Origin of the sequence: Rhizobium sp. WYCCWR10014 (assembly GCF_001657485.1) — a bacterium.
Taxonomy (GTDB): domain Bacteria; phylum Pseudomonadota; class Alphaproteobacteria; order Rhizobiales; family Rhizobiaceae; genus Rhizobium.
This window is the reverse complement of record NZ_LXFU01000024.1, coordinates 295,104-306,620: the sequence shown is the minus strand read 5'-3', so window position 1 is coordinate 306,620 and position 11,517 is coordinate 295,104. Positions and strand designations below refer to the sequence as shown.

11 protein-coding genes are annotated in these 11,517 nt (G+C 61.9%); 9 read left to right on the top strand and 2 right to left on the bottom strand.

The window, feature by feature from the left end; all coding sequences use genetic code 11:
• Positions 1-2: 2 nt before the first annotated feature.
• The 9 genes from A6U98_RS04445 (at position 3) to A6U98_RS04400 (ending at position 9,263) form a co-directional block, all read left to right on the top strand.
• Positions 3-833: an RNA methyltransferase gene (locus A6U98_RS04445; RefSeq protein ID WP_064648241.1), complete on the top strand. Its 831-nt coding sequence runs from the start codon at positions 3-5 to the stop codon at positions 831-833.
• Complete coding sequence (gene murI / locus A6U98_RS04440) at positions 814-1,617, top strand: glutamate racemase (protein WP_027684519.1); 804 nt, start codon at positions 814-816, stop codon at positions 1,615-1,617. The genes A6U98_RS04445 and murI overlap by 20 nt, the downstream gene beginning before the upstream one ends.
• 24 nt (positions 1,618-1,641) lie before the next feature.
• Positions 1,642-2,889 (top strand): MFS transporter, encoded by a 1,248-nt coding sequence (locus A6U98_RS04435; protein WP_197496341.1) that lies wholly within the window; start codon positions 1,642-1,644, stop codon positions 2,887-2,889.
• A 221-nt stretch (positions 2,890-3,110) separates the two neighbouring features.
• Positions 3,111-4,622, top strand: a complete 1,512-nt coding sequence (locus tag A6U98_RS04425; protein WP_064648312.1) for an ATP-binding protein — start codon at positions 3,111-3,113, stop codon at positions 4,620-4,622.
• 224 nt (positions 4,623-4,846) lie between these two features.
• On the top strand, positions 4,847-5,464 hold the full coding sequence (gene rpsD, locus A6U98_RS04420; RefSeq protein ID WP_003586216.1) for a 30S ribosomal protein S4: 618 nt from the start codon (positions 4,847-4,849) through the stop codon (positions 5,462-5,464).
• 102 nt (positions 5,465-5,566) lie between these two features.
• Positions 5,567-6,496 carry a glutaminase gene (locus A6U98_RS04415; RefSeq protein ID WP_064648238.1) on the top strand — a complete coding sequence of 310 codons (930 nt, stop codon included), beginning with the start codon at positions 5,567-5,569 and terminating at the stop codon, positions 6,494-6,496.
• A gap of 60 nt (positions 6,497-6,556) precedes the next feature.
• Positions 6,557-7,426, top strand: coding sequence for a tRNA 2-thiocytidine(32) synthetase TtcA (gene ttcA, locus A6U98_RS04410; RefSeq protein ID WP_064648237.1), 870 nt, complete (start codon positions 6,557-6,559; stop codon positions 7,424-7,426).
• A 144-nt stretch (positions 7,427-7,570) separates the two neighbouring features.
• Positions 7,571-8,398, top strand: coding sequence for an inositol monophosphatase (locus A6U98_RS04405; RefSeq protein ID WP_064648236.1), 828 nt, complete (start codon positions 7,571-7,573; stop codon positions 8,396-8,398).
• A gap of 40 nt (positions 8,399-8,438) precedes the next feature.
• A complete protein-coding gene (locus A6U98_RS04400) occupies positions 8,439-9,263 on the top strand; it encodes an inositol monophosphatase family protein (RefSeq protein WP_064648235.1) in 825 nt (274 codons plus the stop codon).
• Positions 9,264-9,284: 21 nt separating this feature from the next.
• Here the strand turns inward: A6U98_RS04400 and A6U98_RS04395 are convergent, their stop codons facing one another.
• Both A6U98_RS04395 and A6U98_RS04390 read right to left on the bottom strand, forming a co-directional pair.
• Complete coding sequence (locus tag A6U98_RS04395) at positions 9,285-10,124, bottom strand: acyl-CoA thioester hydrolase/BAAT C-terminal domain-containing protein (RefSeq protein WP_064648234.1); 840 nt, start codon at positions 10,122-10,124, stop codon at positions 9,285-9,287.
• 102 nt (positions 10,125-10,226) lie between these two features.
• Positions 10,227-11,507, bottom strand: coding sequence for a multidrug effflux MFS transporter (locus A6U98_RS04390; protein WP_064648233.1), 1,281 nt, complete (start codon positions 11,505-11,507; stop codon positions 10,227-10,229).
• Positions 11,508-11,517: the final 10 nt, after the last annotated feature.

Genomic DNA, 11,517 nt, shown 5'->3' with positions numbered 1-11,517 from the left:
CCATGGCAGGCACGAACAGCGAGCGTCAACTTCTGGCCGAAGGCCCGGCCATTATTCTGGTCGAGCCGCAGATGGGCGAGAATATCGGCATGGTGGCGCGCGCCATGGCGAATTTCGGCCTTGCTGAACTGCGCCTGGTCAATCCGCGCGACGGCTGGCCGAACGAGAAAGCCCTGGCGACTGCCTCCAAGGCCGATCACGTCATCGAGGCGACCAAGGTCTACGACACGCTGGAACAGGCGGTCGCCGATCTTAATTTTGTCTATGCGACGACGGCGCGCGAGCGCGACGGCTATAAGCCGGTGCGCTCTCCGGTCATCGCCGCCGAAACGCTTCGGGCGAGGTTCCGTGCCGGCGAGGGTACCGGCATCCTCTTCGGGCGCGAGCGCTGGGGGCTGACCAACGAGGAGGTGGCGCTTGCCGACGAGATCGTCACTTTCCCCGTCAATCCGGCCTTCGCTTCGCTGAACATCGCCCAGGCGGTGCTGCTGATGTCGTATGAATGGATGAAATCCGGCATGGAGGATCTCGGCGCCGTGCCTTTTCAGGCGATGGGGCAGACGCCTTCGACCAAGGACCAGCTGTTCGGTCTGTTCGACCAGCTGGAAGATGCGCTCGATGCGCGCGGTTATTTCCATCCTGCCGGGAAAAAGCCGAAAATGATCGACAATCTGCGCGCTGTTCTATCCCGCCGGGCCTTCACGGAACAGGAAATCAGCGTGTTGCGCGGCGTCATCTCCTCCCTCGACCGCTTCTCGCGCAAGAGCCCGCGCGGCGGCCGGTTCCCGACCGCGGCCAAGGAAACACCGCCAGATGACAGCGCCGACGCATGAGTTGAAACCCGTCCTCGTCTTCGATTCCGGCATTGGCGGGCTGACCGTCTTGCGCGAGGCGCGCGTGCTGATGCCGGAACGCGGCTTCATCTATGTCGCCGACGATGCCGGCTTTCCCTATGGCGGCTGGGAGGAGCAGGCGCTGAAGGAGAGGGTGATCGGCCTCTTCGGCCGGCTGCTCGAGGAGCACGATCCCGAAGTCTGCATCATCGCCTGCAACACCGCCTTTACGCTGGTTGGTGCCGATCTGCGCGCCGCCTTTCCTCAGATGACCTTCGTCGGCACCGTGCCGGCGATCAAACCGGCGGCGGAGCGCACGCGCTCCGGCTTGGTCTCGGTGCTCGCCACGCCGGGCACGGTCAAGCGCGCCTATACGCGCGATCTCATCCAGTCCTTCGCCCAGCAATGCCATGTCCGCCTCGTCGGCTCGGAGAACCTGGCGCGCATGGCGGAGGCCTATATTCGCGGTGATGCCGTCTCCGACGACGCCGTGCTTGCCGAAATCGACCAATGCTTCGTTGAGAAGGACAGTCAGAGGACCGATATCGTCGTGCTCGCCTGCACGCATTATCCCTTCATGGCCAATCTTTTCCGCCGGCTTGCGCCTTGGCCGGTGGACTGGCTGGATCCGGCAGAAGCCATTGCCCGGCGGGCGCGCACACTCGTTCCGCAGATCGCCGATGCCGTTCACCCCGATAATTTCGACTTTGCCGTCTTTACATCCGGCAATCCCGACTTTGCGACGCGCCGACTGATGCAGGGTTTTGGTCTCAGCACGCGATAAGGCACTGCGCGCTTTATTTCACCGATGTCATCGCGCAAGATCTCCGCGGGGAATCGCGGGCGGGTGTTTACCGTTCAAGACATAAAGGGATGCGCCGTGCCGCTGCAAAGACTTGTCATGCTGATCTTCTTTCTGCAGCCGATAGCCTTTGGCGCCTGGTTACCGCGCATTCCTGATATCCAGGCGAAGCTTGAACTCGGCACCGCCGATCTCGCCGTCGCACTTCTGGGATTGCCGATCGGCACGCTGATCACCCTGCCGTTTGCGGGCCGCCTCGTCTCGCGCATCGGCGGGCGCATGGCGATCATCTATGGTTTCATTTTCTTTCTTGCCGTGGTTTCGCTTCCAGCCTTCGCGCCCAGCGCCATGCTTCTATTCTTCGCCTTGATTGTCGTTGGGGTCGCGCTTTCGACGGTGGAACTCGGCATGAATGTCGAGGCCGATGTGACGGAGAAGGCGACGGGGCTGATCATCATGAGCCGCTGCCACGGCTTCTGGAGCTTCGGCATCATGGCCGGCAGCCTGATCGGCGTTGGTGCGATAGCCATCGGGCTTTCGCCGCACTGGTCGATTCTGATCACGGCGCCCGTCGTCCTGCCGGCTGCGCTGATTGCCAGCCTGCGCCTGCCGAAATTGCCGGAAAGTCACCATGCGGAGAATTCGCAGGCAATGACCGGCTTCAAGCTGCCCAGTCTTGCTCTGCTCGGGATCTGCGCCTTTGTCTTCGGCGTGACGATGACCGAAGGTGCGATGGCCGATTGGTCGGCGGTTTACCTCCGCGATGTCATGAATGCAGAAGGCGCGCAAACCGGCCTCGGTTATTCGGTTTTCGCTTTCATGGTTGCGGCGGGGCGCTTCAGCGGTGATTACATGAAAGGCCGTTTCGGCGCGGTTGCCATTGCCCGTGGCTGCGGCATCGCCTCGCTTGCCGGCATGCTCGTCGTTCTCCTTGCACCGGCGACGCCGCTTGCGCTACTCGGCTTTGCCGCAGTTGGTGTCGGTGTCTCGGTCGGGTTTCCGCTTGCGGTGACGGCCGTTGCTTCGCTGACTGACCGCCCGCCCGCTTCAAGCGTTGCGACGCTCTCCTTCGCAGCCCTGACCGGTTTTCTCATCGGGCCGCCGATCATCGGCTTTCTCGGCGAACTCCTGGGCTTGCGCGCCGGGCTTGCGGTCTTGCTGGTGCCGCTTTTCGTCAGCCTGCTCTGCACACGTTTGCTGAGTCCGACGCAGAAGGACATGGCAGGCGACCTCGTCGAGCGCGAGGCGGTGTGAAACCCTATCTCCCAGGACTGGCTTTCCTGTGGGTTCTTGAAGGTTTGACGACAACAGCGTCTGCGAATCTGCTAGAGCATGATGCCGAAAAGTGCGCGCGGTTTTCGGACGACATCATGCTCTATTTCTTTGATGTAGATCAGGATTCAGATTTTAGGCCGATCAGGCCTAAAATCATCCTGATCTAGAGACGGGCCGGGAATTTGTAAGGGGAATTGGACGTGCAGGTTGGCATCGATATGGGACTGGCGTCCGGCGCTCCGGCGACGCTCGATATCGAGGAGCTGCTGGCGACACGTCTGCTCGTTCAGGGCAATTCCGGCTCCGGCAAATCGCATCTTCTCCGCCGTCTGCTGGAACAATCCGCTCAATGGGTGCAGCAGGTCATCATTGATCCCGAAGGTGATTTCGTCACGCTCTCAGACCGGTACGGCCATGTCGTCGTCGACGGCGAGCGCACCGAAGCCGAGCTTGCCGGCATTGCCAACCGTATCCGCCAGCATCGCGTATCCTGCGTGCTGACGCTGGAAGGGCTTGATATCGAGCAGCAGATGCGGGCGGCAGCCGCCTTCCTCAACGGCATGTTCGATGCCGATCGTGAATACTGGTATCCTGTTCTCGTCGTGGTCGACGAAGCGCAGATGTTTGCGCCGTCGGTCGGCGGCGATGTCTCCGAAGATGCTCGCAAGATGTCGCTCGGCGCGATGACCAACCTGATGTGCCGGGGGCGTAAACGCGGCCTTGCCGGCGTGATCGCGACGCAGCGTCTTGCCAAGCTTGCAAAGAACGTGGCGGCCGAAGCCTCGAACTTCCTGATGGGCCGCACCTTCCTCGATATCGACATGGCGCGTGCCGCAGACCTGCTCGGCATGGACCGCCGCCAGGCGGAAATGTTCCGAGATCTCAAGCGCGGCCATTTCGTAGCGCTCGGCCCGGCATTGTCGCGCCGGCCGCTGCCGATCCAGATCGGCGCGGTGGAGACTTCGGCGCGCTCTTCCAGCCCGAAGCTGATGCCGCTGCCGGATGCGCCTCAGGATGTCGAAGACCTGATCTTCACGCCCGATCCGGAGGAGTTCCAGCGCCCGCTGGTGCGCCGCGCCCCGCCGGCGCCGCGGCCGACGACCGATATTCTGGCCGAACTCTCGCGCTCGACGCCGGCTGCATCGGCAGCACCTGCCGAGCCGAGGGCGAGCCATGTGGAGGTTTCCCCCGAGGAGCGGGAGGAGCGCCTAGCCGGTGTCCTTGCCGAAATACTCGACGATCCCACTTCCGCCTTCCGCACCGATTCGGTGCTGTACCAGGATTTTCTGGTACGGCTGCGTATGCGCCGCGTACCGGGACCGCCAATTGCGCTGCCGGATTTCCGCCGGCGGGTGGCGATCTCACGTTCCGGCGTCGACACCAAGACAGCTGCGACCGATGCCTGGGCGACTGCGCTGTCGCTGTCATCGGGTGTCACCGACGATCTGCAGGGCGTCTTCCTGATGCTCGCCAAGGCCGCCGTCTGCGGCGAGCCGTGCCCGTCGGATGCGCGGATCGCCCGCGCCTACGGCACCCATTCCGCCCGCCGCGCCCGGCGCCTGCTTGGCTATTTCGAGGAGCAAGGCACCATCGTCGTGCATGCCGATTTTTCCGGCAAGCGTATCGTCGCTTTCCCTGATATGGACTGCCAGACGGCGCCGGGCGACGCCAACGCCCCCGACACGGGCGACCAGCCGCTGGCGGCGGAATAGTGGCGCTTTCGGGGTTTGCCGCTGTTGACATTTTCATGACGGCCCTCTAAAGACCGCCGCAAGCACCGGGCAGCAATGTCCGGTGTTTCATTTGACATGTCCCGTGGATCGTTCCTGTTCGCTAACCGGAACATCCTGTCAGGTCTCGGAAGAGACCAGAGGAGGGCGTGTTTCCTTCGTGCGGTTTGGCAACAAACCGTCATAAACCTTTGAAAGGAAATACGATGAGCAAGCGCGAATCGTCCAAGTACAAAATTGACCGCCGTATGGGCGAAAACATCTGGGGCCGTCCGAAGTCCCCGGTGAACCGCCGCGAATACGGCCCGGGCCAGCACGGCCAGCGCCGCAAGGGCAAGCTTTCGGACTTCGGTGTGCAGCTGCGCGCCAAGCAGAAGCTCAAGGGCTACTACGGTGACCTGCGCGAAAAGCAGTTCCGCGCTATCTTCGCCGAAGCCGACCGCCGCAAGGGCGACACCTCTGAAAACCTGATCGGCCTGCTGGAGTCGCGCCTCGACGCGATCGTCTATCGCGCCAAGTTCGTTCCGACGGTCTTTGCTGCCCGCCAGTTCGTCAACCATGGCCACGTCACCGTCAACGGCGTTCGCGTCAACATCGGTTCCTACCGTTGCAAGGCTGGCGACGTGATCGAAGTTCGCGAGAAGTCGAAGCAGCTGGTGATCGTTCTGGAAGCAGTCAGCCTCGCAGAGCGCGACGTTCCCGACTATATCGAAGTCGATCACAACAAGATGGTCGCAACCTTCGGCCGCGTTCCGACGCTCAGCGACGTTCCGTTCCCGGTCGTCATGGAACCGCACCTGGTCGTCGAATTCTATTCGCGTTAATGCATTCGTCTCGCAGTCGAAACCGATTGCGAGACAACAGCATGCGCCGATATACGGAAAGCCGCTCTTTCGAGCGGCTTTTTTGCGATCTGGAGAGAAGCAATGGCAGATTTGCAGGCGACCCTCGATAGCATCTACGCCGATATCCAGCCGCGGATCGGCGAGGGCAAGGTCGCGGACTATATTCCCGAACTCGCCAAGGTCGACCCGAAGCAGTTCGGCATGGCGATCGTCACCGTCGACGGCAAAGTCTATCGCGTCGGCGATGCCGACATCGCCTTCTCGATCCAGAGCATATCGAAGGTCTTCATGCTGACGCTGGCGCTCGGCAAGGTCGGCGAGGGGCTGTGGAAGCGCGTCGGGCGCGAACCCTCCGGATCGGCTTTCAACTCGATCGTCCAGCTCGAGCATGAGGGTGGCATCCCCCGCAACCCCTTCATCAATGCCGGCGCGATCGCCGTCAGCGACGTCGTCATGGCTGGCCATGCCCCGCGCGAGGCAATCGGCGAGCTGTTGCGCTTCGTTCGTTATCTCGCCGATGACGAGTCGATCACCATTGACGACAAGGTGGCGCGCTCGGAAACGCAGACGGGATACCGCAATTTCGCGCTTGCCAATTTCATGCGTGCCTACCGCAATCTCGACCATCCCGTCGACCATGTGCTCGGCGTTTATTTCCATCAATGCGCCTTGTCGATGAGCTGCGAGCAGCTCGCCCGCGCCGGACTGTTCCTTGCCGCGCGCGGGAGCAATCCGACGACCGGCCATTCGGTGGTCTCGCCGAAGCGGGCGCGGCGCATCAATGCGCTGATGCTGACCTGCGGCCATTACGACGGTTCGGGCGATTTCGCCTATCATGTCGGCCTGCCCGGCAAGAGCGGCGTCGGCGGCGGCATCTTCGCCGTGGCGCCGGGCATTGCCTCGATCGCGGTTTGGTCGCCGGGACTGAACAAGGTCGGCAATTCGCAGCTCGGCGCCGCGGCGCTGGAAATGCTCGCAGCGCGCACCGGCTGGTCGGTTTTCGGCGATTGACGCTGTGTTGCGAGGCGCGTTTCTGCTAGAGCAAGTTTGGAATTTCTGTAGGACGAAGCAATGAATATCGCAGCCAATATCGCCGACGAGTTGGAGAGTAGCGAAGCCGACACCGGCGGCCATGCGCTGTTTGCCGATGCGCCGCGTTCCGTCTCCTTCAACAAGCTGCGCAAACGGCTGCTGCGGCAGGTGCGCCAGGCCTTCGACGATTTCGACATGCTGAAGGGCCAGAAGCGTTGGTTGGTCGGCCTTTCCGGCGGCAAGGATTCCTACGGGCTGCTGGCGCTGCTGCTCGATCTCAAATGGCGCGGCCTGCTGCCGGTCGAACTGATCGCCTGCAATCTCGACCAGGGCCAGCCGAACTTCCCCAAGCACGTGCTGCCGGATTATCTCACCAAGATCGGCGTTCAGCACCGGATCGAGTATCGGGATACCTATTCGATCGTGAAGGAGAAGGTGCCTGAAGGCGCCACCTATTGTTCGCTCTGTTCGCGGCTGCGCCGCGGCAATCTCTACCGCGTCGCGCGGGAAGAGGGTTGCGATGCGCTGGTGCTCGGCCACCACCGCGAGGACATTCTCGAAACCTTCTTCATGAATTTCTTCCATGGCGGCCGGCTCGCCTCGATGCCGGCGAAGCTTCTTAACGATGAGGGCGACCTGATGGTGCTGCGGCCGCTCGCCTATGCCGCCGAAGACGACCTCGCGAAATTCGCCGCCGCCATGCAGTTTCCGATCATCCCCTGCGACCTCTGCGGCTCGCAGGACGGGCTGCAGCGCAATGCGATGAAGGACATGCTCGCTGATATCGAGCGGCGGATGCCGGGCCGCAAGGATACGATGCTGCGGGCGCTTTCTCATGTGAACCCGTCGCATCTGCTCGACCCGAAACTCTTCGACTTTTCCACCCTCGGTGTCACCGATCCTTCATGAAAGGCCGGCTACTGCATAATTCCTTACATCGGAATCGATTTAAGGAATTATGCAGCAATTTGAGGTGTTCCAGCGTCCTTTGGGCGTCTAAAAGACGCGCGGCGCTGTGGGCAGGCTGGCTATTGCATCAAGGCAGGATTTCGCATGACTATTTCAGACCAGGATATTCTCTTTCTCGGCGACTGCGTCAGGGAGGCGGCGCGCGCCGAGATCATGCCGCGTTTTCGCAATCTCGGCGCTACCGATGTTTCGGAGAAGACTTCGGCAATCGATTTGGTGACGCAGGCGGACGTGCTTGCCGAACACCGGATCACCGCGGCGCTGAGAGAGCGCTTTCCCACTGCACTCGTCGTCGGCGAGGAGGCTTATGATGCCGACCGGTCGGTCGTGCCGGCCCTTGCCGATGCCGAGCTCGCCTTCGTCATCGACCCTGTCGACGGGACGTTCAATTTCGCTGCCGGGCTTCCCGTTTTCGGGACGATGTTGGCAGTGACGATCAGGGGCGAGACGGTCGCCGGCATCATTCACGATCCCGTTCTCGGCGACACAGTGACCGCGATCAGGGGCGCAGGCGCCTTTCTGACGCGTCAGGACGGGCAGTCGACCAAGCTGAAGGTCGCTGAGCCTGCTAACCTGAACCAGATGGTCGGTGGCCTGTCATGGAGCCACATGGACGAACCGGATCGCGCGCGTATCTGCGCCAACATGGCAAAGATCCGGATGACCTTCGCCTTCAATTGCTCTGCCTACGAATATTGGATGGTCGCCTCCGGCAAGATGCATTTCATCGGCCATGCGAAGCTGATGCCCTGGGATCACTTGGCCGGCGTGCTCGCGCATCAGGAGGCCGGCGGTCATACGGCGAAATTCGACGGCACGCCCTATCGCCCGGGCGAGACGACGGGTGGCATCATCTCCGCGCCCGACAAGGAGAGCTGGCAGCTCATCCGGCGCGAGATTGTCGGCATCTGATTCAAGTTTCTCCGGAGAGACCCAAGCGTGAGGATTTGACATGACTTCGACTGTTGACGTGACCGTTCTTGCCGATCTGCTGCGCCGTGCAGCGAAGGCGGAAATCCTGCCGCGCTTTCGCCGGCTCGGCCAGGACGACGTACGCGCCAAGAGTGAGGCGACCGATCTCGTCACCGAGGCCGATGAGCAGGCGGAACGGATGATCAAGGCGGAAGCTGCGCAACTCTGGCCGAGCGCACTGTTCCTCGGCGAAGAATCGGTCGCGGCCGATCCTGATTTGCTCGGCAGCCTCGAACATGCCGATCTCGCTATCGTCGTCGATCCGGTCGACGGCACGTTCAATTTTGCTGCCGGCATCCCGGCCTTCGGCGTCATGGCGTCCGTTATCTCCGGCGGCGAGACGGTTGCCGGCATCATCTACGATCCGATGGGCGACGACTGGGTGATGGCGGAAAAGGGCGGCGGCGCATGGCTGCGGCGGCCGGATGGCGGCGCTGAGCGGCTCGCGGTGGCAGCTCCCGTGGGACTGGAGCATATGGTCGGCATGGCCTCGACCGGCTACCTGCCGAAGGAGAAGCGCGCCGAAGTGCTCGGCAATCTCGCCAAGGTGCGCTTCCTCACCAATTACCGCTGCGCGGCCCACGAATACCGCACCTTTGCCGGCGGCCATGTGCATTACCTCATGTACAACAAGCTGATGCCCTGGGATCACCTTGCCGGCACGCTGATCTCGCAGGAGGCAGGCGCCTATGCGGCGCGCTTTGACGGCTCGGCCTATCTGCCGCATCATCTCGATGGCGGGCTGCTGATTACCCCCGACAAGGCCTCCTGGGAGGTACTGCGGCGTGAGGTGTTCACGGTCTGAGCCTTTACTGCTGCCCTCACGCTATAGGACAGCGAGAATATGTTCCCATGCGAGTCGTCCCAATTTGGCGTCGGCCTCGTCGCTTCCACCATGAGCGCGCAGCGATGATCGAGGAGTCGTTTCGCCCGGCAGCAGAATGCGATGGCCCGCATCTTCTCCCAAGACAAGCTGGGTGGACAAACCAAAACCTGCGTGCCTCCGAACAAGTGATACGGCAAATTTGTCTGATGGCCAGAGCGCGTCATCGCATCCTGCTACGAGCAGAATTTCGGCATTCGTTCTCTCCAAAGGGATAGCTGCTGCGTCGATCTCTGACTCGTGCACCCGAAGGCATCGTTCGAACAGGCCGCGATAGGCGACCAGCTCGTCTCTGTATTCCGGTACCCATTCTGGGTCCGACGAAACAAAAGGAAGCGGTGTGCCTCGCAACGTCCACGACGAGCGTTCCGGCCAGTTGATGCCATCAAGCCCTGGACCGATATTTCCCCAGACGACTGACGAAGGGCTGATCGCGACGACCGCGCTGATGCGCGGATCGTATACGGCCGTGAGCAGTGCAGCTTCGGCGCCTTTCGATGTTCCCACCAGGACGATGCGTTTGCAGCCGAGTTCGATCAAATAATCAGTGGCAGCGAAGAAGGTTTCCAGCGGCACCTCGCAAATGCCTGGCACCTGGCCTTCGCCGCCGAACCAGCGAGGCGCTATGACTGTTGCCCCCTGGCTCGCAAACAATCTGGCGCGGGCCACATCGACCCGGCCACTGGAGCCGCCGAGTACCACAACGCCAGTGCCGGTATCTGGTTTGCCTTGAACTATCTCGCCCTGCAATGGCGGGGGGAGACGTTGATATCCTGCATCCAAAACCAGGCTCCTTCTTCCAGGGGCATCCAGATTTAGGAACGTCCCGAGTTGCCATCTAATGCAATGCCGCCGGGGATCAATCGCTCCGGCAGATTTCCTGTTTCAGAAGTGGGCCGCTCCCGGATCGAGCTGCGGGCTGTCGCCGGGGTGGGTGAAGAGCTTGCCGTTTTCGGCCCAGAGGGTGGCTGCGATCGTCACCGCGCCGAAGAGCGCGAAGCCGCCGAAGAGCGGCTGCACCGTGCCATTGAACATCTGGCCGACCAGCCCGCCGAGGATGGCGCCGGCCGTCGTCGAGACGAAGCCGGTGATGGCGGTCGCCGTGCCGGCGAGATTGCCCATCGGCTCGAGGCTGATGGCGGTGAAATTGGTGGCGATCAGGGCAAACATCATCAGTACGATGGTGAAGATGCCGTAAGCGATGGCGAAATCCGGCTTGCCGGCCAGCGAATAGAAAAAGCCGGCGGCCGACAGCGCCGTAAAGATCAGCAGGGCGGCGTGCGAGATGCGGCGCATGCCGAATTTGCGGACGAAGAAGCCGTTGGCGAAATTGGCGACGGCGATGCCGCCAGCGGTGGCCGCAAAGGCGATCGGCAGCCAGTCGCCAAGGCCATAGACCTCGCCGAAGACCTGCTGCACCGAGATCACATAGGCACTGATGACGCCGGTGAACATGGTGAGGCCGATCATGTAGCCGCAGGTGATGCGGTTGGTGAGCACGGTCTTGAAACCATCCACGACAGAGCCGACCGACAGCGGCAGCCGTTCTTCCGGCGGCAGCGATTCCTTCAACCGGAGGAAAGCCCAAACGAACAGGATGGTAGCGATGATGCCCAGCAAGATGAAGATCCAGTGCCAGTTGGCATAGAGGATGATGAGCTGGCCGACGGAGGGGGCAACGATCGGCACGATCATGAAGACGATCATCACATAGGACATTACACGGGCCATTTCGCGGCCACCGAAGCAGTCGCGGACCATGGCCATGGTGGTGATGCGCACCGCAGCACCGCCCACACCCTGAACGAAACGCATGACGAGCAGCATTTCGAAGCTGCCGGTCGCCGCAGCGGCAAACATTCCGACAATATAGCAGGCCAAGCCGCCGAGCAGGATGTTGCGGCGGCCGAACGTATCCGAAAGGCTGCCGAAGAATATCTGCGAGACGCCGAATCCTAAGAAGAACACGCCGATGATCAACTGCGCGTCGTTGGTATTGGTGACGCCGAGGGAATGGCCGATATTGGGCAATGCCGGCAGCATGCTGTCGATCGCCATGGCGACGCTGGCGGTCATGATGGCAATGGTAACGACGAATTCGCCAAAGCCCATGCCGATGCGGCGGGAGCCCTGGTTTTCTTGGTGCGGTTTATGCGGCGGCGTCATGTGATTGAAA